24 protein-coding genes and 1 pseudogene are annotated in these 24868 nt (G+C 60.3%); 6 read left to right on the forward strand and 19 right to left on the reverse strand.

Features of this window, described 5'->3' with window-relative positions; translation table 11 throughout:
- Positions 1 to 6 precede the first annotated feature (6 nt).
- A pseudogene (locus tag ACI2KB_RS10760) lies at positions 7 to 1152 on the forward strand (lytic murein transglycosylase); the annotation flags it as partial.
- Between the two features lie 234 nt (positions 1153 to 1386).
- Here the strand turns inward: ACI2KB_RS10760 and lipA are convergent.
- The 12 genes from lipA to ACI2KB_RS10820 form a co-directional block, all read right to left on the reverse strand.
- A complete protein-coding gene (gene lipA / locus ACI2KB_RS10765; RefSeq protein ID WP_404634215.1) occupies positions 1387 to 2427 on the reverse strand; it encodes a lipoyl synthase in 1041 nt (346 codons plus the stop codon).
- A gap of 1 nt (position 2428) precedes the next feature.
- Positions 2429 to 3076 carry a lipoyl(octanoyl) transferase LipB gene (lipB, locus tag ACI2KB_RS10770; RefSeq protein WP_404634217.1) on the reverse strand — a complete coding sequence of 216 codons (648 nt, stop codon included), beginning with the start codon at positions 3074 to 3076 and terminating at the stop codon, positions 2429 to 2431.
- Positions 3076 to 3351 carry a DUF493 domain-containing protein gene (locus ACI2KB_RS10775; RefSeq protein ID WP_404634219.1) on the reverse strand — a complete coding sequence of 92 codons (276 nt, stop codon included), beginning with the start codon at positions 3349 to 3351 and terminating at the stop codon, positions 3076 to 3078. Before ACI2KB_RS10775 ends, lipB begins: the two co-directional genes overlap by 1 nt.
- A gap of 109 nt (positions 3352 to 3460) precedes the next feature.
- The gene (locus ACI2KB_RS10780) at positions 3461 to 4621 is read right to left on the reverse strand and encodes a D-alanyl-D-alanine carboxypeptidase family protein (protein ID WP_404634221.1); all 1161 of its coding nucleotides are present in this window, start codon (positions 4619 to 4621) and stop codon (positions 3461 to 3463) included.
- A gap of 208 nt (positions 4622 to 4829) precedes the next feature.
- Complete coding sequence (locus ACI2KB_RS10785; protein ID WP_404634223.1) at positions 4830 to 5861, reverse strand: septal ring lytic transglycosylase RlpA family protein; 1032 nt, start codon at positions 5859 to 5861, stop codon at positions 4830 to 4832.
- The gene (gene mltB / locus ACI2KB_RS10790) at positions 5861 to 6871 is read right to left on the reverse strand and encodes a lytic murein transglycosylase B (RefSeq protein ID WP_404634225.1); all 1011 of its coding nucleotides are present in this window, start codon (positions 6869 to 6871) and stop codon (positions 5861 to 5863) included. Before mltB ends, ACI2KB_RS10785 begins: the two co-directional genes overlap by 1 nt.
- 17 nt (positions 6872 to 6888) lie before the next feature.
- Positions 6889 to 7992: a rod shape-determining protein RodA gene (rodA, locus tag ACI2KB_RS10795; RefSeq protein WP_404634367.1), complete on the reverse strand. Its 1104-nt coding sequence runs from the start codon at positions 7990 to 7992 to the stop codon at positions 6889 to 6891.
- A gap of 31 nt (positions 7993 to 8023) precedes the next feature.
- The gene (gene mrdA / locus ACI2KB_RS10800) at positions 8024 to 9925 is read right to left on the reverse strand and encodes a penicillin-binding protein 2 (protein WP_404634227.1); all 1902 of its coding nucleotides are present in this window, start codon (positions 9923 to 9925) and stop codon (positions 8024 to 8026) included.
- 31 nt (positions 9926 to 9956) lie between these two features.
- Positions 9957 to 10424: a 23S rRNA (pseudouridine(1915)-N(3))-methyltransferase RlmH gene (gene rlmH, locus ACI2KB_RS10805; RefSeq protein ID WP_400597531.1), complete on the reverse strand. Its 468-nt coding sequence runs from the start codon at positions 10422 to 10424 to the stop codon at positions 9957 to 9959.
- Positions 10425 to 10433: 9 nt separating this feature from the next.
- A complete protein-coding gene (gene rsfS, locus ACI2KB_RS10810) occupies positions 10434 to 10826 on the reverse strand; it encodes a ribosome silencing factor (protein WP_108239560.1) in 393 nt (130 codons plus the stop codon).
- Positions 10827 to 10842: 16 nt separating this feature from the next.
- On the reverse strand, positions 10843 to 11586 hold the full coding sequence (gene nadD / locus ACI2KB_RS10815) for a nicotinate-nucleotide adenylyltransferase (protein ID WP_404634369.1): 744 nt from the start codon (positions 11584 to 11586) through the stop codon (positions 10843 to 10845).
- On the reverse strand, positions 11552 to 12826 hold the full coding sequence (locus tag ACI2KB_RS10820; RefSeq protein ID WP_404634229.1) for a glutamate-5-semialdehyde dehydrogenase: 1275 nt from the start codon (positions 12824 to 12826) through the stop codon (positions 11552 to 11554). The genes nadD and ACI2KB_RS10820 overlap by 35 nt, the downstream gene beginning before the upstream one ends.
- Before the next feature lie 263 nt (positions 12827 to 13089).
- On the opposite strand from ACI2KB_RS10820, the gene ACI2KB_RS10825 reads away from it, so the two are divergent.
- On the forward strand, positions 13090 to 13773 hold the full coding sequence (locus ACI2KB_RS10825; protein WP_404634231.1) for a DNA-3-methyladenine glycosylase: 684 nt from the start codon (positions 13090 to 13092) through the stop codon (positions 13771 to 13773).
- A 3-nt stretch (positions 13774 to 13776) separates the two neighbouring features.
- Positions 13777 to 15093: a bifunctional DedA family/phosphatase PAP2 family protein gene (locus ACI2KB_RS10830; RefSeq protein WP_404634233.1), complete on the forward strand. Its 1317-nt coding sequence runs from the start codon at positions 13777 to 13779 to the stop codon at positions 15091 to 15093.
- 101 nt (positions 15094 to 15194) lie between these two features.
- Here the strand turns inward: ACI2KB_RS10830 and ACI2KB_RS10835 are convergent, their stop codons facing one another.
- Genes ACI2KB_RS10835 through ACI2KB_RS10845 form a run of 3 tightly spaced genes read right to left on the reverse strand, consistent with a single transcriptional unit; the run spans position 15195 to position 16885 of the window.
- Positions 15195 to 15785, reverse strand: a complete 591-nt coding sequence (locus ACI2KB_RS10835; protein ID WP_404634235.1) for an LON peptidase substrate-binding domain-containing protein — start codon at positions 15783 to 15785, stop codon at positions 15195 to 15197.
- Between the two features lie 24 nt (positions 15786 to 15809).
- Positions 15810 to 16526: an LrgB family protein gene (locus tag ACI2KB_RS10840; RefSeq protein ID WP_404634237.1), complete on the reverse strand. Its 717-nt coding sequence runs from the start codon at positions 16524 to 16526 to the stop codon at positions 15810 to 15812.
- Positions 16523 to 16885, reverse strand: a complete 363-nt coding sequence (locus tag ACI2KB_RS10845; RefSeq protein ID WP_404634239.1) for a CidA/LrgA family protein — start codon at positions 16883 to 16885, stop codon at positions 16523 to 16525. Before ACI2KB_RS10845 ends, ACI2KB_RS10840 begins: the two co-directional genes overlap by 4 nt.
- 234 nt (positions 16886 to 17119) lie before the next feature.
- On the opposite strand from ACI2KB_RS10845, the gene ACI2KB_RS10850 reads away from it, so the two are divergent.
- The 3 genes from ACI2KB_RS10850 (at position 17120) to ACI2KB_RS10860 (ending at position 20176) form a co-directional block, all read left to right on the forward strand.
- Positions 17120 to 17575 carry a MaoC family dehydratase gene (locus tag ACI2KB_RS10850; protein WP_404634241.1) on the forward strand — a complete coding sequence of 152 codons (456 nt, stop codon included), beginning with the start codon at positions 17120 to 17122 and terminating at the stop codon, positions 17573 to 17575.
- Positions 17576 to 17715: 140 nt separating this feature from the next.
- Positions 17716 to 19410 carry a C13 family peptidase gene (locus ACI2KB_RS10855; protein ID WP_404634243.1) on the forward strand — a complete coding sequence of 565 codons (1695 nt, stop codon included), beginning with the start codon at positions 17716 to 17718 and terminating at the stop codon, positions 19408 to 19410.
- A 124-nt stretch (positions 19411 to 19534) separates the two neighbouring features.
- A complete protein-coding gene (locus ACI2KB_RS10860; protein ID WP_404634245.1) occupies positions 19535 to 20176 on the forward strand; it encodes an oxidoreductase in 642 nt (213 codons plus the stop codon).
- Between the two features lie 151 nt (positions 20177 to 20327).
- On the opposite strand, the gene ACI2KB_RS10865 is transcribed toward ACI2KB_RS10860, so the two are convergent.
- The 4 genes from ACI2KB_RS10865 to ACI2KB_RS10880 form a co-directional block, all read right to left on the reverse strand.
- Positions 20328 to 20618 (reverse strand): YceK/YidQ family lipoprotein, encoded by a 291-nt coding sequence (locus tag ACI2KB_RS10865; protein WP_404634247.1) that lies wholly within the window; start codon positions 20616 to 20618, stop codon positions 20328 to 20330.
- Positions 20611 to 21240, reverse strand: a complete 630-nt coding sequence (gene ubiX / locus ACI2KB_RS10870; RefSeq protein ID WP_404634249.1) for a flavin prenyltransferase UbiX — start codon at positions 21238 to 21240, stop codon at positions 20611 to 20613. Before ubiX ends, ACI2KB_RS10865 begins: the two co-directional genes overlap by 8 nt.
- Positions 21237 to 22586, reverse strand: coding sequence for a UDP-N-acetylmuramate:L-alanyl-gamma-D-glutamyl-meso-diaminopimelate ligase (gene mpl, locus ACI2KB_RS10875; RefSeq protein WP_404634251.1), 1350 nt, complete (start codon positions 22584 to 22586; stop codon positions 21237 to 21239). Before mpl ends, ubiX begins: the two co-directional genes overlap by 4 nt.
- A gap of 191 nt (positions 22587 to 22777) precedes the next feature.
- The gene (locus ACI2KB_RS10880) at positions 22778 to 24688 is read right to left on the reverse strand and encodes a sigma-54-dependent Fis family transcriptional regulator (protein WP_404634253.1); all 1911 of its coding nucleotides are present in this window, start codon (positions 24686 to 24688) and stop codon (positions 22778 to 22780) included.
- Positions 24689 to 24868 lie beyond the last annotated feature (180 nt).

Here is a 24868-nt window from a genome sequence, read left to right on the forward strand (position 1 = left end):
TCCAATTTCGAAATCCAGCCCGCCATGAGCTTTGCCGAATGGCAGTCCATGTTTCGCGCTCAGGCATTGGCCGCCGGTATCCGCCCGGACGTGTTCGACCGCGCCTTCGCAGGCGTCACCCCGGACATGAGCGTGGTCAAGGCTGACCGCAGCCAGCCAGAATTCACTCGCCCTGTCTGGGAATACCTCGACGGCGCGATTTCGCCTGTGCGCGTGCGCAAAGGTCAGGCGCTGCTGACGCAATACGCCGACGTGCTGACCGCCATCGAGCAACGCTATGGCGTGGACCGTCAGGCGTTGATCGCCGTGTGGGGCATGGAAAGCAGTTTCGGGCAGTTTCAGGGCACGCAATTGGTGATTCGCTCTCTGGCGACACTGGCCTATGAAGGCCGTCGCCCGCAGTTCGCGCAGGATCAATTGATTGCCGCGTTGCAGATCATCCAGCACGGCGACATCGATGCTCAAAACATGCTGGGTTCTTGGGCCGGAGCAATGGGCCAGACGCAGTTCATTCCCACGACCTACAACACACACGCCGTGGATTTCGACGGCGATGGTCGGCGTGACATCTGGAACTCGCCCGTCGATGCCCTCGCCTCCACCGCGCATTACCTGCAAAGCTCCGGCTGGCAGAAAGGCCAGCCATGGGGCTTCGAGGTGCAATTGCGTCAGGGCTTCGACTACGCGCTGGCAGATGCCTCGACGCGCAAGAGCATCGGTGAGTGGCAGCAACTGGGTCTGAAACAGCCAAACGGCGCTGCACTGCCTGCCAATCTGTTGCAACAGCAAGCCGCCCTGCTGCTGCCAGCGGGTTACAAAGGTCCGGCCTTTCTGGTGATGGACAATTTCCGCGCGATTCTGAAGTACAACAACTCGTCGTCGTACGCACTGGGCGTCGGGCTATTGTCAGAACGCTTTAACGGTGGCGGTTACGTTATCGGCCAGTGGCCACGCGGCGACCGCCCTCTGAGCCGCTCTGAGCGTATTGAACTGCAAACCCTGCTCTCGGCCCGCCAATACGATGCGGGCGCGCCAGATGGGATCATCGGCGCCAACACGCGCAAAGCCATTCGTAGCGCTCAACAGTCATTTGGCTGGCCAGCCGATGGGTATCCGACGCAGGAGCTGCTGGAAAATCTGCGTAAGCCGTAACACCTCCCCTTTGGGAGCCGGCTTGCTGGCGAATGCGTCGTGTCAGGCACATCCTCGCTGAACGAAACACCGCATTCGCCAGCAAGCCGGCTCCCACAGGGTTCGTAGTACAGTCAGAATGCATTTCAAATAAAAAGGGCCGGATATCGCTATCCGGCCCTTTTTTGTACGCCTTCATGATCGTTCCCACGCTCGGCGTGGGAACGCAGCTCTGGGCGCTCCGCGCCCAAAACATTAGCCCGCCGTCAGCAACGACTTGGTCAGCTTGGCCTGCTCGTCCGCATGGTACGACGAACGCACTAGCGGGCCAGACGCCACGTTCTTGAAGCCCATCTTGTAACCTTCCTCGGCGAACCAGGCGAAGGTGTCAGGGTGCACAAAGCGCTGGACCGGCAGGTGGTTGCGCGACGGTTGCAGGTACTGGCCAAGGGTCAGCATGTCGATGTTGTGCTCGCGCATGCGGTGCATCACTTCGATCACTTCGTCGTCGGTCTCGCCCAGCCCCAGCATCAGGCCGGACTTGGTCGGTACGTGAGGGACCATTTCCTTGAAGCGTTGCAACAGGGTCAGCGACCACTGGTAGTCCGAACCCGGACGAGCGGCTTTGTACAGACGCGGCACGGTTTCCAGGTTGTGGTTGAACACGTCTGGCGGCGTGGCGGCAGTGATTTCCAGCGCGATGTCCATGCGGCCACGGTAGTCCGGTACCAGAGTTTCCAGCTGCACGTTCGGTGACAGCGCACGGATTTCGCGAATGCAGTCAGCAAAGTGCTGAGCGCCGCCGTCGCGCAGGTCGTCACGGTCGACCGAGGTAATCACCACGTACTTGAGCTTCAGGTCAGCGATGGCAACGGCGAGGTTTTTCGGCTCGTCGACATCCAGAGGCTTCGGACGGCCATGACCGACGTCGCAAAACGGGCAGCGACGGGTGCAGATGTCGCCCATGATCATGAAGGTCGCCGTACCACCGGAGAAACACTCGCCCAGGTTCGGGCAGGACGCCTCCTCGCAAACGCTGTGCAGCTTGTGTTTGCGCAACAGGGCCTTGATGCGATCAACCTCCGGGGAAACCGGAATGCGGACGCGAATCCAGTCCGGCTTCTTCGGCAACTCCACCGTCGGGATGATCTTCACCGGGATGCGCGCCACTTTTTCCGCGCCACGCAGCTTCACGCCCGCCTCTACTTTTGGACGCGCCGCACGCTCGGGAGTGTGCACGTTCACTGTCGGGATCAGGGTTTGCACGGCGTCGGCCGTCTCATGCGCAGTAGTCATATCAATCGATTCCGCCCGTTAGGGTCGTCTGCTCAGCGTAGTCGAGGTGTCTGACGAGCTGCGCACGCAGCCGGGCACTGACCTCGGCAAATTCAATCGGACCTGCCTGTTCGCGCAGCTGGGTCATCGCCAGCCCCGCATACCCGCAGGGATTAATCCGTTTAAACGGGGCCAGATCCATGTCGACGTTCAACGCCAGACCATGGAACGAGCAACCGTTGCGAATGCGAAGGCCCAGCGAGGCAATCTTCGCCTCGTCCACATAGACCCCCGGCGCTTCAGGCTTTGCGGCTGCCGTGACGCCATAACTGGCCAGCAGCTCGATCAGGCTGTGCTCGATCCGGGTCACCAGCTCGCGCACACCAAACCCCAAGCGACGCACATCCAGCAGCAAGTACGCTACCAGTTGGCCGGGGCCATGATAAGTCACTTGGCCACCGCGATCGACCTGTACCACCGGAATATCACCCGGAAGTAGTAGATGCTCGGGCTTTCCAGACTGTCCTTGTGTGAAAACCGGGGGGTGCTGGACCAGCCACACTTCATCCGGCGTGTCGCGACCGCGACCGTCGGTGAAGCGTTGCATGGCTTGCCAGGTGGGCTCGTAATCGATCAAGCCGAGATCGCGAAAGCCCAGACGCTCGCCCATCACAGCACCATGTGCACGAAACCTGTGGCCCGCAGCTCGCTGTTGATGTCGTACAGTTGATCCTGGCCAGTGGCGAAGATGTGCAGCTGGATAGTGGTGTACTTGCCGTTGCTGCTCTGGCGCTCGTCCACCCGCTCGTCATTGATCGTGGCGTGTTTCTTCACGATGTCGACGATCTTTTGCTTGATGTCCACAATGGTGTCGCCGATCACTTTGATCGGGTAATCCTTGCAGGGAAATTCGATTTTCGGAGCTTTAGCTTCGGTATCTGTCATGGCAGTAACGGCCTCGTAAGCCGGAAAACGGACAGGCCCCTGCCACGATCAGCGACAGGGGCGTACGGAACAACAGTCAATATGTGGTCAATCAGCAACCCATCAAAGATCAGTTGAACAGACTGTAGAAGAACATGCGGATGCTGTCCCACAGGCGGCGGAAGATACCACCTTCCTCAACGCTGTCCATCGCGATGAGATTAGCGGTGCGCACGACCTTGTCTTCCAGCTTCACTTCAACCTGACCGATCACGTCGCCCTTGGCGATAGGTGCAACCAGTTTCGGGTTGATGGTCATGCTGGCGGTGAGCTTCTTGATCTCGCCTTTGGGCATGGTCATGGACAGGTCTTCAGCCAGGCCGGCCTTCACTTGACGCTCGGTGCCTTTCCAGACTGGGGCTTGAGCCAGTTCGGCGCCCTTCTGGTAGAAGGTCTGGGTTTCGAAGAAACGGAAACCGTAGGTCAGCAGCTTCTGAGTTTCGGCAGCACGGGCCTGCTCGCTGTTGGTACCAAACACCACGGCGATCAGACGCATGCCATCACGAACGGCCGAGGACACCATGCAATAGCCCGCTTCTTCGGTGTGGCCGGTTTTCAGACCGTCAACGGTCTTGTCGCGCCACAGCAGCAGGTTACGGTTCGGCTGTTTGATACCGTTCCAAAAGAACTCCTTCTGCGAGTAGATCGCGTAGTGGGCCGGGTCTTCATGGATGATCGCGCGGGCCAGGATTGCCATGTCGTGCGCAGTCGAGAAGTGGTCCGGGTTCGGCAGGCCGGTCGGGTTCATAAAGTGGCTGTTGACCATGCCCAAGTCACCAGCGGTCTTGTTCATCATGTCGGCGAACGCATCTTCGCTGCCCGCGATGTGCTCGGACAGGGCAACAGTGGCGTCGTTACCCGACTGAATGATGATGCCGTGCAGCAAATCGCTGACCGTCACTTGGCTGCCCACCTTGACGAACATCCGCGAGCCGCCCGTGCGCCACGCGTTTTCGCTGATGGTCACCGGGTCGTTTTCGCCGATCTGGCCACGACGGATTTCCAGTGTCGCAATGTAGGCGGACATCAGCTTGGTCAAACTGGCCGGAGGCAGACGCTGATCGCCATTATTCTCAACCAGCACGTTACCGCTGTTGGCATCCATCAGCACATACGCCTTGGCAGCCAGTTGCGGTGCCGATGGCGTCATCTGCTCTGCCGCAAACACGGCAGGCGCGGTGAAAAGCGGGATTAATAGGCAAAGGCGTTTTGCAAAGGTGGTGATGTTCATCCGTCTCTCGAAAATGCTAATGGGCAAACATGCCCTCGCGGGCAAAGCGGTAATGCCAGGCTCCCCTGGCGGACGGGGCGACATTCTACAGGTGGCGCCGTAGATGGTCCCGTGAAAAGCTGCTGACATCGCTCGCTCTGACGGCGAGTCGTCTGCCAGAAAGCTTCGATCCGACCTTGTGACCAAGGTTCGGATCACAGATTTCTTTTTACTGGTCCGAGGTCACGACGCTTGGCGACCCCAGGTTGGCCGAGCGAACGCTGTTCTGCAGTTGCTGGGCCTCACCCGGCGTGTCGACTGGTCCCAGCCGCACTCGATAGAGCGTCTGCTGGTTGCGCGCGATCGAACTCACGAACACCGGCGCTCGTACCATCCCGCTCAGTTTCGATCTCAGGAGTTCCGCAGCGTCCGGATTGGCGAAGGCTCCCACCTGGAGAAACAGCCCAGACGCTTGTCCGGAAGCGTTTTTTTTTGCGTCGATCGGTATCGGCGATGCCGGAGCGGCGTGCTGTTGCGGTGGCGGTGTCCACTGCTCGATGGTGCCTGCCGAGGCGGTGATCACTGGCGCCGCAGGTTGTGGTTTGGCAGCAGGGCCGCTGAGTGCCACTTGCGGTTGATCCAGCATCAACGGCGCCGGTTTGCCACGTTGCGCCCAGTATTGCGCCGGGTCGATTCCTTCGACCTTCACCCGTGCCGTACCGATTTCGGCGTAACCGAGCTTTTTGGCCGCTGCGTAGGACAAGTCGATGATACGGTCCGAATAGAACGGCCCACGGTCGTTGACCCGCAGGATCACCGTGCGGTTGTTGTCCAGATTGGTCACGCGAACATAGCTGGGCAGCGGGAGCGTCTTGTGTGCCGCGCTCATGCCGTACAAGTCATAGACTTCGCCGTTGGCGGTGTTCTGGCCATGGAACTTGGTGCCGTACCAGGACGCCGTACCGGTCTGCACATAGCTGGCCGAGTCTGTGAGCGGGAAATAGGTTTTGCCCAGAACGGTATAGGGGTTGGCTTTGTAGGGGCCGGTGTGCAGGGTAGGAACGGCATCCGGGATACGCGACACATCGACATCCCACCAAGGCGCGCCGTCTTTGTGCGCACGGTTGATGTCCAACCCCGGCTGTGAGCGGATGATATTGCCCTGCTGTGTCGGTCGACTGGTGGAACAACTGACAACCAGCAATGTGAGCGCCGCGAAGGCCATCAACTGAAAGGGTTTTTGGATCGGCAATGACCGCATTACTTGACGCCCCGAGCTTGAACAAGCAGTTCAGACAGCTGATGCACGGCCATGGCGTACATCACGCTGCGGTTGTAACGCGTGATTGCGTAAAAATTCTTCAAACCCATCCAGTATTCAGGGCCAACGTCGCCTTCCAGGCGAAACGCCGTCACTGGCAAATCATCGCGCAGCGCATCATGACTCGCCCACCCCAAGGCTCGCAACTCCCCAACGGTCTTCACTGGCTCGATTCCGGGACTCAATCCCTCATCAACCCGGTCGCCGCGCACGCTGGCACGACTGACCACCGGTTCGCCCGCAACCCAACCGTGGCGCTTGAAATAACTGGCGACACTGCCGATGGCATCATCCGGATCGTTCCAGATGTTGATGTGGCCATCGCCGTCAAAATCCACCGCGTAATTGCGGAAACTGCTGGGCATGAACTGTGGTAATCCCATCGCGCCAGCATAGGACCCTTTGAGGGTCAGAGGGTCGACCTGCTCTTCGCGGGCCAGCAGCAAAAACTCGCGAAGCTCTTTGCGGAAGAATTCGGCGCGAGGTGGATAGTCGAAACTCAGCGTCGATAACGCGTCGATTACCCGGTAATTTCCGGTATTACGCCCAAAAAACGTTTCAACACCAATAATCGCGACGATCACCTGCGCGGGCACGCCGTATTCCTGCTCGGCCCGTGCAAGGGCCGCTTCGTGCTGCCGCCAGAAATCCACACCCCGCGCCACACGCGCATCGGTGAGGAACATCAGGCGATAATCCTTCCACGGCTTCACCCGCTCGGCGGGCTTGGAAATGGCGTCGAGAATCGACTGTTTGCGTTCGACGTTACGAAAAACCTCGATCAATTGCTCGCCCGCGAACCCATAGTCCCGGGTCATGTCACTGACGAACTGTGCGACCTGAGGAGAGCCTTCATAGTCACCGGCAAGCGACTCCTGCACTGAGCCGAGGATGCCCATCAGACCGACCAGCGGCACACATCGAGCAGCCCAGCCACGCACTACTTGCATTGAGTTCTTCACCTTAATCAAACCTGCGCGATCCACTTGCGGTGGGTGTGGACCGACATCAAAACCCCAAACGCTGACAGCAGCGTCACGAGCGAAGTTCCGCCATAACTAATGAAGGGCAACGGCACCCCCACCACCGGCAGCAGACCGCTGACCATACCGATGTTGACGAAAACGTATACAAAAAACGTCATGGTCAGGCTGCCTGCGAGCAACTTGCCGTAAAGGGTCTGCGCCTGAGCCGTGATGACCAGCCCGCGACCGATCAGCGCCAGATAAATCAGCAGCAGTGCACAAATACCCACCAGACCGAACTCTTCACCCAGCACCGCGATGATGAAGTCAGTGTGGCTTTCCGGCAGGAAGTCCAGGTGCGATTGCGTGCCTAGCAGCCAGCCTTTGCCAAAGACACCGCCCGAACCGATGGCCGCCTTGGATTGAATGATGTTCCAGCCGGTGCCCAGTGGGTCACTTTCGGGGTCGAGGAACGTCAGAATCCGCTGTTTCTGGTAGTCGTGCATGAAGAAGAACCACATCGCGATCGCCACTGGCACCGCCGCCGCGATCACCCCAATGATCCAGCGCCAGCGCAGGCCGGCCATGAACAGCACGAACGTTCCGGACGCCAGAATCAGCAGCGAGGTACCCAGATCGGGCTGGCGGACGATCAAAATGAACGGCAAGCCGATCAAACCCAGGCTCACGGCCACGTGCTTCAAATGCGGTGGCAGGGTGCGCTTGGACAGATACCAGGCGATGGTGGCGGGCATGATGATCTTCATGAATTCCGACGGCTGGAAGCGAATGACCCCCGGAATGTTGATCCAGCGTGTCGCACCCATCGCGTTGTGGCCCATGACGTCCACCGCCACCAACAGCAAGACACCGAAGACATAGGCCACGGGCACCCAGCGGGCCATGAAGCGCGGTTCCAACTGGGCAATGACGAACATCGACACCAGGCCGATGCCGAATGAGGTGCTTTGCTTGATCAGCAGGTCCCAGCTCTTGCCGCTGGCGGAATACAGCACGAACAAGCTGCCCGCTGCCAAGGTCAGCAGCAGGATCAGCAGTGGGCCGTCGACGTGAATCTTCTGCAGAAACGTCGCGCGACGGCGCATCACATCTTCGCTGGAGAGGATGCGGTCGAAATTACTCTTCACGGGCCGCGGTCTCCGGAGGCAGTGTGTTGGCGGCGTATTCGGGTTTCAAACGGCCATCCGGGCCGAGCAACCAGGCATCCATGACCTGACGGACAACAGGCGCCGCAATACCGGAGCCCGACTCACCGTTTTCGATCATCACCGCCACGACGATTTTTGGATTGTCGGCAGGCGCAAAACCCACGAACAGAGCGTGGTCGCGATGGCGTTCCTGGACTTTCGAGCGGTCGTATTTTTCACCTTGGCGAATGGCAACGACCTGCGCCGTACCACTCTTGCCAGCAATGCGGTATTGCGCGCCAACGGACGCCTTGCGTGCCGTACCACGAGCACCGTGCATGACCTGTTGCATGCCGTGGTTGACCTTGGCCCAGTCGGAGGGGTCGCGCAGGACGATATCCGGCATCGGATTGTTATCCACAGGTTTCTGACCTTCGATGGTCTTTGCCAGGTGCGGACGGTTCCACTTGCCCTTGTTCGCGACCAACGCCGTGGCCTGCGCCAGTTGCAGCGGCGTGGCCTGCATGTAGCCCTGACCGATACCCAGAATCAACGTTTCGCCAGGGAACCAGGCCTGACGACGGGTAATACGCTTCCAGTCGCGGGACGGCATCAGGCCGGGCGACTCTTCGAACATGTCCAGCGAAACCTTCTGCCCGATGCCGAACTTGTTCAGGTAAGCGGACAGGCGATCGATGCCGACCTTGTGAGCGAGATCGTAAAAATAGGTGTCGTTGGAACGCATGATGGCGGTGTCCAGATCGACCCAGCCATCACCTGTGCGGTTCCAGTTGCGGTATTTGTGGTCGTAGTTCGGCAGCATGTAGTAACCGGGGTCGAACACCCGGGTACTGGCCGTCACAACACCGGTGTCGAGTCCTGCGATGGCCACCGCAGGCTTGATGGTCGAACCCGGCGGGTACAGGCCACGCAGAATGCGGTTGAACAGCGGCCGGTCAACCGAATCGCGCAGTTCGGAATACGCCTTGAAACTGATACCGGTGACAAACAGGTTCGGGTCGAAGCTTGGCTGGCTGACCATCGCCAGCACTTCACCCGTGCTCGGGTCCAGCGCCACAACGGCACCACGACGCCCGGCCAGCGCGGTTTCGGCGGCTTCCTGCAACTGGATGTCCAGGCTCAGGACGATGTCCTTGCCCGGGACCGGATCGGTCCGCTTCAAGACACGCAACACCCGGCCTCGGGCATTGGTTTCGACCTCTTCATAGCCAACCTGGCCGTGCAGCTCCGGCTCGTAAAAGCGCTCGATGCCGGTTTTACCCATGTGATGAGTGCCGCTGTAGTTCACCGGATCCAGGCTTTTCAGCTCTTTCTCGTTGATTCGGCCCATGTAGCCGACCGAGTGCGCAAAATGCGCGCCCTGCGGGTAGTGGCGAATCAACTGCGCGACAACTTCGACGCCTGGCAGCCGGAACTGATTGACCGCGATCCGGGCGATTTGCTCTTCGGTCAGCTCAAACAGGATCGGCACTGGTTCAAACGGGCGACGCCCCTGCTTCATGCGCTTTTCGAAGATGATCCGGTCATCCGGGGTCAATTCCAGCACTTCGATGATGGTATCGAGCACTTTCGGCCAGTCACCGCCCGAACGCTCGCGGGTCATGCTCAGGTTGAAGCTGGGCCGGTTGTCCGCGATGACCACGCCGTTGCGGTCGTAAATCAGCCCTCGGCTGGGCGGAATCGGCTGCACGTGCACCCGATTGTTTTCCGACAGGGTCGAGTGGTAGTCATATTGAATGACTTGCAGGAAGTACAGGCGCGCCACCAGCACGCAGATCAGCACGATCACGATCACGGCACCGACCACGACCCGGTTGCGCACCAGACGTGCGTCCTTTTCGTGATCTTTCAGGCGAATCGGCTGAGACATTTAGGGCGAGTTCACAGTGAAGGCAGCGGCGCTACTTGTGATAAGGGTGACCGGACAATACCGTCCAGGCACGATAAATCTGTTCGCCGATGAGGATGCGCACCAGAGGGTGCGGCAACGTCAGCGGCGACAATGACCAACGCTGCTCGGCACGGGCACACACCTCAGGCGCAAGCCCTTCCGGGCCACCCACCATCAGGTTCACGGTGCGCGAATCCAGGCGCCAGCGATCGAGCTCCACGGCCAGTTGCTCGGTGCTCCACGGCTTGCCATGGACCTCGAGGGTGACGATTCGCTCACCCGGCTGCACTTTGGCCAGCATCGCCTCGCCTTCCTGACGGATCAGGCGCGCCACGTCGGCGTTCTTGCCTCGGGTGTTGAGCGGAATCTCGACCAGTTCAAGGGCCAATTCGGATGGGAGACGCTTGGCATATTCGTGCCAACCTTCTTCCACCCATTTGGGCATGCGTGAACCGACGGCAATCAGACGCAGACGCACGACGAGCCCTTATTCGTTGCCCGGGGTGTGGTGCGCACCGCTGGCCGCGCGGCTCTGCTCGGCACCCATCCACAGACGCTCCAGGTCATAGAACTGGCGTGCGGCGGCGGTCATCATGTGCACGATCACGTCGCCCAAGTCCAGCAGCACCCAGTCGCTCTCGCCCTTGCCTTCTTCGCCCAGTGGCTGCGCGCCCTTGGCTTTGACGTTCTCACGAACCTTGTCGAGCATGGCGTTGATCTGACGGTTCGATGTACCGGTGGCGATCACCATGTAGTCGGTCAGGCTGTGCTTGTCGCGAACGTCGATGACCTGGATATCCTGCGCCTTGACGTCTTCCAAAGCAGCCTTGGCCAGTTCAACCAGCTCTTCGCCGGTAACGATGTTTTTTTGCTGTGTCATATAAAACTCATTCAGTTCAATTGGGCGCACGGTACAGCCCGTGTGCCTCGATGTAGGCCAGTACCGCGTCTGGCACCAGAAAACGTACCGACTCACCGCTGGCCAGCAGTTGGCGGATCTGGGTGGCAGACACCGAAAGCGGCGTCTGCCAGACGAATGTAATGTGTCCGCCAGGCCCTCTGAGGGCTTTCGGATCGCTGACCGCGCGTGCCGCCAGCAGGTTACGCATGGCGTCCGGCGACTCGCTGTCGGCGTCCGGGCGTTGCAGCACCACGATATGGCAGTGCTCCAGCAACTCTTCCCATCGATGCCAGGTCGGCAGCCCGCAAAAGGCGTCCCATCCCAGCAACAAAAATAGCTGGTCATCGACGGCCAGTTCAGCGCGCATCGATTCCAGCGTGTCGATGGTGTACGACGGCTTGTCCCGCAACAGTTCGCGGTCATCCACCGTCAATGGCGACACGCCCTGTACGGCGCTGCGGACCATCGCCAGACGATCCTGCGCCGATACGCTGGGCGTATCGCGATGAGGCGGTCTGGCGCTGGGCGTCAGACGCAACTCATCGAGCTCAAGCAACGCGGCGACTTCCAGGGCGCCGCGCAAATGGCCGATGTGCACCGGATCGAACGTCCCGCCCAGCATGCCGATGCGTTTCGGCCTGCGAGTGGCGTTTTTTTCGTCAGGTTTCGCATCGTGACCTGGTTGTTGCCGATTGGCAGTCAACTCAGACAGGTCCTTGTCCGCGCAACTGACGACCATCACCGACCACGATGTACTTCTCACAGGTCAGGCCTTCCAGGCCGACCGGTCCACGGGCGTGAATCTTGTCGGTGGAAATGCCGATTTCGGCACCCAGGCCGTATTCAAAGCCATCGGCGAAGCAGGTTGGCGCGTTGATCATCACCGAACTGGAGTCAACTTCCGCCATGAAACGGCGAGTCTGCGCCTGGGAATCGGAAATGATCGCGTCACTGTGATGCGAGCCATAGTGGTTGATATGCTCAATGGCCTGATCCAGACCGGTGACCACACGAATCGACAGGATCGCTGCCAGGTATTCGGTGTGCCAGTCTTCTTCGGTCGCCGGAATCGCTTCGATCAGCTCGCGGGTGCGCTCGCAACCGCGCAACTCGACGCCCTTTTCGCGGAACTGCGCGGCCATCGGCGGCAGGAAGTCCGCGGCAATCGCCTGATCCACGAGCAGCGTTTCCATGGCACCACAGATGCCGTAGCGATAGGTCTTGGCGTTGAAGCTGATCTTTTGCGCGGCGGCCAGATCGGCGTGGGCGCTGACGTAGATGTGGCAGATGCCATCCAGATGCTTGATGACCGGCACTTTGGCATCGCGGCTGATGCGCTCGATCAAGCCCTTGCCGCCACGAGGAACGATCACGTCCACGTATTCCGGCATGGTGATCAGCGCGCCGACGGCTTCGCGATCAGTGGTCTCGACCACTTGCACCACGGCAGCAGGCAGACCGGCCTCGGCCAGACCGCGTTGAACGCAAGCGGCGATAGCACGGTTGGAATTGATGGCCTCCGAACCGCCGCGCAGAATGGTGGCGTTACCGGACTTCAGACACAGACTGGCGGCGTCGATGGTCACGTTCGGACGCGACTCATAGATGATCCCGATCACACCCAGGGGCACGCGCATCTTGCCGACCTGAATGCCGGACGGCTGGAAATTCATGTCGCGAATAGTGCCGATAGGGTCTGGCAAGCTGGCGACCTGACGCAGACCGGCGATCATGCTGTCGATCCGCGCCGGGGTCAGGGCCAGACGCTCAAGCAGAGCGGGTTCAAGACCATTGGCGCGGCCTTTGGCCAGATCCTGTTCGTTGGCGGCAGTCAGCTCATCACGGGCAGCATCCAGCGCGGCGGCAGTGGCCGTCAGGGCGCGGTTTTTCTGCGCGGTGCTGGCGCGACCGATCACGCGCGAAGCTTCGCGGGCGGCGCGACCCAGGCGGGTCATGTAGTCAAGAACGGACTCAGTCATGGTCTCAGAGGTCTTGGCAGAGAGGAAAGCGGCCGATTATAGCTGTCGGGCGTGACGAACGACAGCGGCGACAGGCGGATGGTCGATATAAGCCGGATTTGTTGGGTGAAAGCGTAATCCTGGCACTCACGATCCTTGTGGGAACCGGCGTCGGCCAGAAAGCCGAACCGTCATAACGGAGTCGTTGGCAAACGGCTGCCATTCAGCGCCAATTAAGCCCCGCATTGCTATCATCGCCATCCACGCCATCACGTAGCCGCCCCATGCCCGACACCCCTCAACGCGCCCTGCCAGACAGCTTCTTCAACCGCGACGCCCAGACCCTCGCCCGCGATCTGCTGGGCAAAGTGGTGCGTCACAAGGTCGGCCCACTGTGGCTGTCGGCGCGCATCATAGAGACAGAAGCCTATTACCTGAAGGAAAAAGGCAGCCACGCGTCACTCGGCTATACAGAAAAGCGTAAGGCTTTGTTTCTGGATGGCGGCCACATCTATATGTACTACGCCCGTGGAGGCGATTCGTTGAATTTCAGCGCTGAAGGTCCTGGCAATGCGGTGCTGATCAAATCGGCTTATCCCTGGGTCGACGCGTTCTCGGACGAGAACAGTTTGGCGCAGATGCAACTGAACAACCCCGACGCCAGTGGCAACCTGCGCTCGCCCGAACGCTTGTGCGCGGGCCAGACCCTGTTATGCAAGGCACTGGGGCTGAAAGTTCCGATGTGGGACGCCAAGCGTTTCGATCACGAACAGATTTTTGTCGAAGACGTAGGCCAGACACCCACGCACATCATCCAGACCACACGCCTGGGCATCCCCTCCGGACGAGACGAACAATTGATGTACCGCTTCGTAGACCTTGAATACGCCCGCTTTTGCACACGGAACCCTCTACGGCGCGGCCAAGTCGAAGGCCGCGACTACTTCATCATCGAGCAAGGAAACTGACCCATGGGCTCATGGCTCGACAGCGTCACCTCTTGGCTGAGCGCCAACCCGTCCTGGCTGGGCGCCGCCGTTTTTCTGGTTTCATTTCTTGAATGCATGGCCATTGCCGGGATCATCGTCCCCGGCACTGTCGCGCTTTTCGCCATTGCGGCGCTGGCCGGCAGCGGAATCCTGCCGCTGAGCGAAGCGCTGTTGCTGGGGTTGCTCGGCGGGCTGCTGGGCGATTTCGTGTCCTACTTTCTGGGCAGACGCTTCCACCAGAACATTCGCCGCCTGCCGGGGCTGCGCCATCATCCGGAATGGATCGCCGGAGCCGAGACCTATTTCCAGCGCTACGGCATCGCCAGCCTGTTGGTGGGCCGGTTCATCGGCCCACTGCGCCCGATGCTGCCCATGGTGGCCGGGATGTTCGACATGCCGTTCGTGCGCTTCGCGGTCGTCAGCGTGGTGGCAGCAGCCGGCTGGTCGGTGGCGTACATTCTGCCGGGCTGGGCGACCGGGGCCGCCATTCGCCTGCCGTTGCCAGAGGGCTTCTGGCCACAGGCCGCCGTTGTTGGCGCGGGCCTGGCCATTTTGCTGGGGATTGCGATTCAGACCAGCGTGCGCCGCAAGCCCTATGCCACGAAGCTGATCGCATGCGCCAGTCTGACCCTGCTGATTGCCGTGTTTCTGGGCTGGCCGTATCTGGCGCATCTGGATCAGGGCGTGATGACGCTGGTTCAAGAGCATCGCAGCGAAACCGCCCAGAACTTCGTGGTACTGGTCACCGGGCTGGGTGACTTCAAAACTCAATTCTGCGCCGCGGCTGTGTTGCTGATGGTGTTGGTCGCTGCCCGCCAGTGGCGACATGCGATCTTCGCCTGCTCGACCACGCTGGGCGCTGCGATCCTCAACCAGACCATGAAACACACCTTCGCCCGCGCCCGCCCTGAAGTGCTGGCTGAACCCTTGGCCACCTACAGCATGCCGAGCGGCCATGCGTCGGCGTCGTTCGCGTTGTTCATGACGCTGGCGGTGCTGGCAGGACGTGGACAACCGGTGCGATTGCGTCTGACGTGGCTGCTGTTGGGTGCGATTCCCGCTGCATCGATCTGCGTGTCACGGGTGTATCTGGGGGTGCATTGGCCAACTGACGTGCTGGCAGGGATGTTGCTGGCGTTCTTCACCTGCTCGGCGAGCCTGGCATTCGTGCAGAACAAACAGTCGCTGCCCGCGTTGCCGATGCGAGTGTGGTATTGGCTGATACCGGCAATGGTCGCGGTGTTGATCGGGTTTGCGGTGCATTCGCTGACGCACGGGCTGGTGCGTTACGAGTATTGATGCACGCAACTCCCCTGTAGCAGTCCGACTTGCCGGCGGCGGGACCCGTCAGATCGCTACCGCCGACAAGCCGGACGGCTACAGGGGGATGTGGAAAACAGCTACGCCTGCATATCCCCCTGCATTTCATCGAGCAGGTCCTGAATGGCGTCGAGCCGCTCCTCGGCGTCGTCGATTTCCAGCAGTTCGATCTTGTCTTCTTCCGTGAACGGCAGCAGGTACGCCAACTGGTTGGACAGGGATTGCTGCCCCTCTGCCGTCAGCCCCATGTTCAGGGCCGCCACCATCGGGTGCTCCGCCAGCGCCGCCAGCAAGGCAACCAGATCCTCGTCCTCTTCCTGTAGCGGACGTTCCTGCGGGTCTTCCAGCCATTCCACGTCAGCAACAAGCAGGTTGTCCTTCTGCACTTGGGCGCTGATCACGCGAAAACGCCGCCCTCCTGTCACGCGAATACCCAACAAGCCGTTGTCCTGCTGCTGAAAGTCGGTCATCAAGGCTTCGCAACCGATCTGCGAGAAGCCTTCGGGGACACCGCCCACTTCGCTGCCTTCGGTGATACACACCACGCCGAAGCCTTCGCCCTGTTTCATGCAGCGGCCAATCATGTCCAGATAGCGCGCCTCGAAAATTTGCAGATCGAGCACGCACCCCGGGAACAGCACAGCGTTCAGCGGAAACAAAGGCAGCGACATAAACCTATCCTCAAGCACCCATCGTCAAGCAACCAGCGAGACCGCCAGCGGTAGAAACAACGCCGTGGCGACACCCATCAGACTCATGGCCAACGCCGCAAAGGCGCCGCATTCTTCACCTTCCTGCAAAGCTGCGGACGTACCCACCGCATGCGCGGTCAGCCCCAGCGCCATGCCTCTGGCTTCAGGGCTGTGGACGCGCGCCAGCGTCAGCAAGCCGGGGCCGAATATGCCGCCGATCACGCCTGTGATCAACACAAACACCGCTGCGAGCGCCGCTACGCCACCGATCTGTTCAGCGACCAGCATGGCAATCGGCGAGGTCACGGACTTCGGCGCCATGGTCATCAGGATCATGTGATTGGCGCCCAGGCCCCAGCCCAGCGCGACGCACAACGCCGTCGCTAACACGCCGCCAATCACCAGCGTAGTCAACACAGGCCAGAACAACTGCCGGATTCGGCGCAGATTCAGATAAAGCGGCACTGCCAGCGCTACCGTTGCCGGGCCTAGCAGAATGCTGAGGATCTCGGTGCTCTTGCGGTACTCGGCATAATCCAGTCCGCAAAGTACCAACACACCGATCACCACCAGCATCGACACCAGCACCGGCTGCAGGAAGACCCAGCGAGTTTTTTCATACCCTGCGAGCACCAATTGATAGGCGCCCAATGTGACGGCGATGCCAAACAACGGGTGGTGGATCACCGAAAGCCACGCGCCCTGCCAGTCCAGACTCATGATGGCTCCCGGCGATTGGCCTGACGATCGATGAGTTTTTGCATCAGCCAGCCCGCGAACGTGAGCGAGATCATTAACGACAACACCAAGGACCCTACAATGGCCCAGAAATCGTCGGCAATCTGCCCGGCATACACCATGACGCCCACCGCAGGCGGCACCAGGAGCAACGGCAGGTAGCGCAGCAGACTGCTGGCGGCCAGACTGATGGGCTCGCTGACTTCACCTCTCACCATCAGGTAAATCATCAACAAGACCAAGCCGATAATCGGCCCCGGCAATATCGACAGGAACAAATGATTCAACGCCGTCCCCACCAACTGGAACAGCACCAGCCATGTCAGGCCTTTAAGCAACATAAACAACTCCAGCCAATTCGCGGCGACATTATAAGCACGCGGCTTACCCAGCTATGGTTCGGTATTCGCGCGCCTTGGGGTTCTTGACCAACCATCGGTGGCGTGCTGATCTTCAAATCCAGGCACGCCCCACGCTGTAGGAGCGGCGCCGCCCTCAGGAATTGAGTGAAGCAATAAAAGCGCCGACCGTGGCGCATGACTGAAAAACAACACCGATCCACAAGGAGAGTATCGATGCCCTATGTACCTGTTGCAGAACTCAAGCGCTACGAAGGCAAGGAACTGGGAAGTTCCGACTGGTTGCTGATCGATCAGGCACGTATCAATCTGTTTGCCGAAGCCACTGGCGATTTTCAGTTCATTCACGTCGACCCGGTCAAGGCCGCGCAAACGCCCTTTGGCTCGACCATCGCTCACGGTTTCCTGTCGTTGTCATTGATTCCGAAACTGATGGAGTCGCTGCTGGTGATGCCTGAAGGCATGAAAATGGCGGTCAACTATGGCCTGGACAGCGTGCGCTTTATCCAGCCAGTGAAAGTCGACTCGCGCGTTCGTCTAAAAGTCAGCCTCGCCGAAGTCACCGAAAAGAAGCCGGGCCAATGGCTGCTCAAAGCCACTGCAACGCTTGAAATCGAGGGTCGGGACAAGCCTGCGTTCATCGCTGAACCACTGTCCCTTTGCTTCGTGTAAATCCGATAGAACATGAAACAGTCGTAACTGACTGTTTCATGACGCTTCCCGGCTGCGGCATACTCGCTGCGGTTGTGTGAGCGAAGCGATACAAAAACGCGATCCGAGCACGCCGAAATACCTCATTCTCGGGATTTACCATGCGCGCGCTTGCCCCTCTGGCCCTGACCCTTCTGATTACCGCGTGCGGTGACGGCGAATCGCTATTGCCGCCTGACGCACGCCTGCCTGACGGCGGCCGCTACCGTGGCGACGTGGTCAACGGTGTGCTGCAAGGCAAGGGTCGTATCGACTACCCCAATGGCAGCTGGTATGCCGGTGAGTTCAGGAACGGTCAATGGAATGGCCAGGGCGAGTGGCACGCCAGCAATGGCGACGTCTATAAAGGCGGATTCCAGGACGGCCTGTTTCATGGTCAGGGCACCCTGACCACCAGCGCCGGAACTTACGTGGGCGGCTACAAACTGGGGCGACGCGACGGCGAAGGCACGCTCAAAGAGCACGGCATGAGCTATCGCGGCGAGTTCAAGGCCGACCTCTACGACGGCCTTGGCCATCTGGAGCTGGAAGACGGCAGCGAGTATCAGGGCCAATTTGCTCACGGCAAGCCCAACGGCGAGGGTCAACGCAGCGATGCGGCGGGCAATCAGTTCAGCGGCAAGTTCGTCGATGGCCAGTTGCAGGGCACCGGCAATTTCAACAGCGCCGATGGCGATCAGTACGTCGGCGGGTTTCACGACAATCAACTGAGCGGACGAGGGCGTTATGAAAACGCTGACGGCGATGTCTGGTCCGGCCAGTTCAAGGAGGGCGCCTTCACGGGCAAAGGCGAGTTGATCGGCTCGGATGGCACCAATTATCAGGGCCAGTTCCGCAACTGGCGCTTCGCAGGCGAAGGCCGTCTGAAGCTGCCGGACGGCAGCGTTTACGTCGGCCAGTTCGACAACGACAGCTATCAGGGCGCAGGCGTGCTGACGTCAGCCGACGGCAGCGTGCAAAGCGGCACTTGGTCCAACGGCCAGCGCGTGCGCGATGCAATGGGCAAACTGCTGCCCGACCCTCTGGAAGTCGGCTTGCTCGCTCAAGGTCCCTTGCTGGAAAAAGCCCTCGCGGCAGTCCCGGCTTCGACCCCAGCTACCGAGCTGTACAGTCTGGTAGTGGGCGGTGATGGCAAACAGAGCGTGTTTCTGCGCGAGGCTGACTACGTCAACAAACTGCTGGCGACCCGTTTCGGCGCGCTAGGCCAGATCACGCTGGTCAACCATCGCGATCACATAACCGACCGACCGCTGGCGACCCGGGAGAACATCAGCCGCGCCGTACAGACCCTCGCCCAACGCAGCGGTCCCGAAGACCTGATTTTCATCTACCTCACCAGCCACGGCACCCATGACCACGAACTGGTCCTTGATCAGCCTCGTCTGGAACTGTCGGATCTGCCTGCCGATGAGATGGCTGCGGTACTGGCCCCGCTGAAAAATCGCGACAAGATCGTGGTGATTTCAGCCTGCTATTCGGGCGGTTTCATTCCCGCGATCAAAGACGAAAAAACCATGGTCATCACCGCATCGCGGGAAGACCGGGTGTCGTTTGGCTGCTCGGAAGAAGCGGATTTCACGTATTTCGGCGAGGCACTGTTCGGCAAGGCGCTGGTGGAGACCGACGACTTGCAACAAGCCTTCAATGATGCGAAAGCCATCGTGGCGCAACGTGAGATCGAAGAAAGCTTCGAGGCTTCGGAACCGCAGATCTGGGCCCCGAAAGGCGTCATTGCGCATTGGCAAAAGCTGCGTAAAAGCCAGGCAGAGCGCGCGTTGAATACGGTCAAACGTTGATTGCGTCATGCCCCGGATGAAGATTTGCAACGATTTGTGAAACCCGCCTCTTCACCGGAGGGTCTGTAGCGTTAGAGCGCCTATGCTTGTGTCGTAGCTTGTGTCGTTTCAAGGGAGAAAGACCATGTACTTGACGCCGCAACACATCCTGCTTGCCGGGGCGACGGGCTTGACTGGAGAGCATCTGCTCGACCGTCTGCTCAATGAGCCCACTGTCAGCCGCGTACTGGCTCCCAGCCGTCGCCCGCTGGCGGATCACCCTCATCTGGAAAACCCCGTCGGTGATTTCACCTCGCTGCTGGCGAAGCTGGGCGGGCGTGTGGATATCGCGTTCTGCTGCCTGGGCAGCACGATCAAACAGGCAGGCTCGCAGGATGCCTTCCGGGCTGTCGACATGGACATGGTTGTGGCCTTCGGCAAACGCGCTCGTGAAATGGGGGCACGGCATCTTCTGGTGGTCAGCGCGGTCAATGCTGATCCGCAATCCAGCATTTTCTACAGCCGCGTCAAGGGCGAGATGGAACGGGCACTCAAGGACCAGAACTGGCCACAGCTCACTATCGCCCGTCCGTCACTGTTGATTGGTGAGCGGCAGGATCAGCGCCTGGTCGAACAACTGGCGGCGCCGCTTGCCAAGCTGATTCCTGGCAAATATGGCGGCATCGAAGCCTGCCAACTGGCCCGTGCGCTGTGGCGCCTGGCGCTGGAGGAACAGGACGGAGTGCGGATTGTGGAGTCGGATGAGTTGCGACGGTTGGGGAAGTAATCCGAGGTCTGCGGATCACCACAACCTGTGGGAGCCGGCTTGCTGGCGAATGCGGAGTGTCAGGCGCTATACCTGACACCGAAACACCTCATTCGCCAGCAAGCCGGCTCCCACAAAATGTGTCCCATCCAAAATTCGAGCTCGCCGCTTTCTACATCCCACCCGTCGCCTGATACCCCACACCCAGCGCCGTCAGCACCGAAAGCGGTAACAGCACCGTATCCAGCAGCGCACTGCCCGGCAGATCCAGCAGCGGATATTTCGGTGCCTCGGCGCCAAAGCGGTCTTTCTCGCAGCACCCGCCCCGAATCGCATACAGATCCAGACGCGTACCTGAATAGATCACGGGCGCACCCGGCTGATTGGCATCGAGGGTACGCACGGTCGAGCAACCGGTCGCCAACAAAAGACCGAGGGTGAGGACAAACAGCTTCTTATTCATCGGCGCCGTAATGATGCTCGCCCCAACGTGGGAGCATGTCTTGAGGGATGTTCAGCACGTTGAGAATGCGCGCCACGACGAAATCTACCAAATCGTCGATGGTCTGCGGCTGGTGATAAAAACCCGGGGCCGCCGGAAGAATCACCGCGCCCAGATTCGAAAGTTTGAGCATGTTCTCCAGATGAATGCTGGAAAAGGGCGCTTCACGGGGCACCAGAATCAACTGACGACGCTCCTTCAGGGTTACGTCGGCCGCACGCTCGATCAGGTTATTGCAGGCGCCGGTCGCAATCGCCGACAGCGTACCGGTCGAACACGGCACCACCACCATCGCCGCAGGCGAACCCGAACCAGACGCCACAGGGGACATCCAGTCCTCCTTGCCATAAACCCGAATCTGCCCATCGGCGGCGCCGGTGTACTCAGTCAGAAACGCCTGCATCATCTGCGGCTTGGGTGGCAAGGTGACGTCGGTTTCCGTCGCCATCACCAACTGCGCGGCCTTGGAGATCAGGAAATGCACCTCGCGGTCTTCACGCACCAGACAATCCAGCAGGCGCAGACCGTATTGCGCGCCGGACGCGCCGGTCATCGCCAGGGTGATGCGTTCCGGACCGCTCATTTCAGCGCCTCGGCCAGTTTGCCATGCAGACCACCGAACCCGCCGTTGCTCATGATCACCACGTGGGTGCCAGGCTGGGCCAGGCCTTTGACGTGCTCAATGATGGCCTCCAGCGAATCGCAGACCACTGAAGGCGTCGTGCACAACGCCGCCGTCGCCGCCAGATCCCACCCCAGATTCGCCGGGGCGTACCAGACCACCTGATCGGCCTGATCGACGCTTTCCGGCAAGCCGTCGCGGTGAGCGCCGAGCTTCATGGAATTGGAGCGCGGCTCGATGATGGCGATGATCGATGCGTCGCCGACTTTTTTGCGCAGGCCGTCCAGCGTGGTCGCGATGGCGGTCGGATGGTGGGCGAAGTCGTCGTAAAGGGTGATGCCCCGCACCTCGGCGACTTTCTCCATTCGGCGCTTGACGCTCTTGAATGCACTCAGCGCTTCAACGCCCTGTTGCGGAACGACGCCCACATGGCGCGCTGCCGCCAGCGTGGCCAGCGCATTGGCGACGTTGTGTTGGCCGGTCATGCCCCAGTCGACGACGCCTTGCGCCACGCCCTCGAACAGAACCTCGAATTTAGAGCCATCTTCGCTCAGCAGTTTCGCCTGCCATTGGCCACCTTCTCCGGTGGTTTGCACCGGGGTCCAGCAACCCATCTTGATCACACGCTCCAGCGCAGGCTCGGTAGTCGGATGAATGACCAGACCTTCGCTCGGGATCGTTCGTACCAAATGGTGGAACTGCCGCTCGATGGCGGGCAGATCCGGGAAGATATCAGCGTGATCGAACTCAAGGTTGTTGAGAATGGCGGTACGCGGGCCGTAGTGAACGAACTTCGAGCGTTTGTCGAAGAAGGCGCTGTCGTATTCATCGGCTTCGACCACGAAGAAAGGCGTGTCGCCCAGACGTGCGGACACCGCGAAGTTCTGCGGCACACCACCTATCAGAAAGCCCGGCGCCATGCCTGCGTGTTCCAGCACCCAGGCCAGCATGCTGCTGGTGGTGGTCTTGCCGTGGGTTCCGGCCACTGCCAGCACCCAGCGACCGCGCAGTACGTGATCGGCCAGCCATTGTGGGCCGGAGACGTAAGGCAGGCCCTTGTTCAGAACGTATTCCACCGCCGGGTTGCCCCGCGACATGGCATTGCCGACCACCACCAGATCGGGTGCCGGTTCGAGATGCGAAGGGTCATACCCCTGCATCAACTCTATGCCCTGCGCTTCGAGTTGTGTGCTCATCGGCGGGTAGACGTTGGCATCGGAGCCGGTGACTTTGTGGCCCAGATCCTTGGCGAGAACCGCCAGCGACCCCATGAACGTGCCGCAGATACCCAGAATATGAATGTGCATGACCGACCTCTTAAAACGTTCGCGCAGGTTAGCTTAGAGAGGGTCGGTTCGCACAGTTTCAATTGCCGAGATCGCTTTCTACTGTAGGAGCCGGCTTGCTGGCGAATGCGGTGTGTCAGGCGGCACTAACATCTCTGGCCCACCGCATTCGCCAGCAAGCCGGCTCCCACAAATAGATCCCATGCGCAGCACTACCGGGCGATTCCATGCTTGCGCAGCTTTCTATAGAGCGTATTGCGGCTCACGCCCAGTTCCTGCGCCACATGGGTCATGTGCCAGCGCTGCGCTTCAAGGACTTCGATCAAGGCTGAACGCTCGGCGCACTCCAACGGAGAATCGGGCGCTGCTTCTTTTATAGGAGCAGCCTTCTGGCGAATGACATGGGGCAAATCCGACAAGCCAATCCGGTTTTCCTCACACAGCGCAGCCAGCGTTCGTAACACATTGCGCATCTGTCGCACATTGCCCGGCCAGTTGAAGTCCAGCAGCGTTTGCCTGGCGTCCGGCTCGATCACGACCGGATGCCCACCCGCCTCTTCTTCCAATAAAAAGTCCAGCAACTGCGACTTGTCGCTGCGCTCGCGCAACGGCGGCAACGCGACCTCCAGACCGTTGAGCCGGTAATAAAGGTCTTCGCGGAAACCGCCGTTCTCTACCCGCCCAAGCAAATTCCGGTGTGTCGCGCTGATGATTCGCACGTCCACTGACTGAGGTTCACCGCCAATCGGCACCACCAGCCGATCCTCTAAAACGCGCAGCAATCGGGTTTGCAGGGCCACGGGCATGTCGCCGATTTCATCAAGGAACAGTGTCCCGCCATCGGCCTGCTGCAACTTGCCGCGCATGCCCTCCTTGCGTGCACCGGTAAAACTGCCACCGCGATAACCGAACAGTTCGCTCTCGATCAGGCTTTCCGGAATCGCCGCGCAGTTGAGCGCCACAAACGGCTTGCGCGCGCGCTGACTGGCCTGATGCACCGCCTTGGCGAATGCTTCCTTGCCGGACCCGGTCTCGCCATTGATCAACAACGGTACATCTCGCTCGAAGACCTTCAGCGCGCGACGGAAATCGGTTTGCAGCGCGGAATCGCCCAGACAAATGCCGTTCAACGCTGCGGGCGCAACGGGCTTGCTGCCAACAGGGGTAGAAAAGACTTTCGGCGCATGCAGTGCTTGCCCACGCAGCACAGCGAAGAATCCGCGCCCATCGCGCGTTCTCAGTGGCCAGCTGGCGGCAGGGTGGGGAGACGCCCGGCTCAGCAGGTCGTCCAGCGAACACTCGAACAACGCCTCGACCGGCTGCCCAATCAAGTCGGCACGGCCCAGGCTCAGCAGGTTCAGCGCACTCTGGTTCAGCGCACTGACTCGCCCCTCGCCATCAAAGGCCAGCAAACCCTCACTGAACAGCCCGACCGATCCGGCCTGCAAATGAAAACGCAGCAGCCATTGATCGTCGAAATGCCGCAGGAAATAACTGCTTTCAATCATCTTGGCCGAGAGGTTCACCAGCGCCATGGTGTGGAACTGGCTTTGCCGGGAGACGTCATGGCGGGCCGATGAGACGTCGAGCACTGCCAGCAGATCGCCATGGGGATCGAAGACCGGGCTGGCCGAGCACGTGAGCCCCGTATGCCGCCCGCGAAAGTGTTCGTCGCGATGAATGGTCACCGACTGCCGCTCCACCAGGCAGGTGCCTATGCCGTTGGTGCCCTCCCGCGACTCGCTCCAGTCCGCACCGAGCCACAGGCCAGCGCGCTCGAAAATCCGCCGCTCGCCGGGTTCGGTGACACAGTTGAGGATCACGCCGCGATCATCGGTCAGCAGCACCGCATGCCCGCCCGAAAGCTGTTGATGCAGGCTGTTCATTTCCCCGCCCGCGATGCTCAGCACTTGTTGCAGGCGCTCGCGACTTTCCAGCACTCGCGCGTGCTCCAGCACCGTGGGCGCCATGGGTTGAGCGGGGTCGAGGTGGTAGTCCTCAAGACAGCGCGTCCACGACCGAGCGATGGACGGGTCGGCACCGGGGCCGTAACGATGATGAGCCTTGCCTTGGGCGACGGTCAGGACCTGTTGGGCATGTCGAGTCAGGTGATTGCTGGGCACTTTTTATTCTTCCCCCTGCTGCGTTGCTGACCAGCATCCTCTTCACCCTTCGCCATTGCAATGCTTCCAAAGGCGCGATCCGATCCGCTGTCCCACATTCGATACAAAGTGTCACTCAGGCTGCGCCAGCACTGGCACAAGGACATCCGCCAAACGTCTGAAAAATCGACAAAACCCTTA

The organism is Pseudomonas sp. NPDC088444 (assembly GCF_044900175.1).
Taxonomy (GTDB): domain Bacteria; phylum Pseudomonadota; class Gammaproteobacteria; order Pseudomonadales; family Pseudomonadaceae; genus Aquipseudomonas.

What these genes read in the sequence shown, in the direction of transcription:
- lipA (WP_404634215.1), bottom strand. Translation starts at nt 2,427, where the DNA reads ATGACTACTGCGCATGAGACGGCCGACGCCGTGCAAACCCTGATCCCG.
- lipB (WP_404634217.1), bottom strand. Translation starts at nt 3,076, where the DNA reads ATGGGCGAGCGTCTGGGCTTTCGCGATCTCGGCTTGATCGATTACGAG.
- ACI2KB_RS10775 (WP_404634219.1), bottom strand. Translation starts at nt 3,351, where the DNA reads ATGACAGATACCGAAGCTAAAGCTCCGAAAATCGAATTTCCCTGCAAG.
- ACI2KB_RS10780 (WP_404634221.1), bottom strand. Translation starts at nt 4,621, where the DNA reads ATGAACATCACCACCTTTGCAAAACGCCTTTGCCTATTAATCCCGCTT.
- ACI2KB_RS10785 (WP_404634223.1), bottom strand. Translation starts at nt 5,861, where the DNA reads ATGCGGTCATTGCCGATCCAAAAACCCTTTCAGTTGATGGCCTTCGCG.
- mltB (WP_404634225.1), bottom strand. Translation starts at nt 6,871, where the DNA reads ATGCAAGTAGTGCGTGGCTGGGCTGCTCGATGTGTGCCGCTGGTCGGT.
- rodA (WP_404634367.1), bottom strand. Translation starts at nt 7,992, where the DNA reads ATGCGCCGTCGCGCGACGTTTCTGCAGAAGATTCACGTCGACGGCCCA.
- mrdA (WP_404634227.1), bottom strand. Translation starts at nt 9,925, where the DNA reads ATGTCTCAGCCGATTCGCCTGAAAGATCACGAAAAGGACGCACGTCTG.
- rsfS (WP_108239560.1), bottom strand. Translation starts at nt 10,826, where the DNA reads ATGACACAGCAAAAAAACATCGTTACCGGCGAAGAGCTGGTTGAACTG.
- nadD (WP_404634369.1), bottom strand. Translation starts at nt 11,586, where the DNA reads ATGGTCGTCAGTTGCGCGGACAAGGACCTGTCTGAGTTGACTGCCAAT.
- ACI2KB_RS10820 (WP_404634229.1), bottom strand. Translation starts at nt 12,826, where the DNA reads ATGACTGAGTCCGTTCTTGACTACATGACCCGCCTGGGTCGCGCCGCC.
- ACI2KB_RS10825 (WP_404634231.1), top strand. Translation starts at nt 13,090, where the DNA reads ATGCCCGACACCCCTCAACGCGCCCTGCCAGACAGCTTCTTCAACCGC.
- ACI2KB_RS10830 (WP_404634233.1), top strand. Translation starts at nt 13,777, where the DNA reads ATGGGCTCATGGCTCGACAGCGTCACCTCTTGGCTGAGCGCCAACCCG.
- ACI2KB_RS10835 (WP_404634235.1), bottom strand. Translation starts at nt 15,785, where the DNA reads ATGTCGCTGCCTTTGTTTCCGCTGAACGCTGTGCTGTTCCCGGGGTGC.
- ACI2KB_RS10840 (WP_404634237.1), bottom strand. Translation starts at nt 16,526, where the DNA reads ATGAGTCTGGACTGGCAGGGCGCGTGGCTTTCGGTGATCCACCACCCG.
- ACI2KB_RS10845 (WP_404634239.1), bottom strand. Translation starts at nt 16,885, where the DNA reads ATGTTGCTTAAAGGCCTGACATGGCTGGTGCTGTTCCAGTTGGTGGGG.
- ACI2KB_RS10850 (WP_404634241.1), top strand. Translation starts at nt 17,120, where the DNA reads ATGCCCTATGTACCTGTTGCAGAACTCAAGCGCTACGAAGGCAAGGAA.
- ACI2KB_RS10855 (WP_404634243.1), top strand. Translation starts at nt 17,716, where the DNA reads ATGCGCGCGCTTGCCCCTCTGGCCCTGACCCTTCTGATTACCGCGTGC.
- ACI2KB_RS10860 (WP_404634245.1), top strand. Translation starts at nt 19,535, where the DNA reads ATGTACTTGACGCCGCAACACATCCTGCTTGCCGGGGCGACGGGCTTG.
- ACI2KB_RS10865 (WP_404634247.1), bottom strand. Translation starts at nt 20,618, where the DNA reads ATGAATAAGAAGCTGTTTGTCCTCACCCTCGGTCTTTTGTTGGCGACC.
- ubiX (WP_404634249.1), bottom strand. Translation starts at nt 21,240, where the DNA reads ATGAGCGGTCCGGAACGCATCACCCTGGCGATGACCGGCGCGTCCGGC.
- mpl (WP_404634251.1), bottom strand. Translation starts at nt 22,586, where the DNA reads ATGCACATTCATATTCTGGGTATCTGCGGCACGTTCATGGGGTCGCTG.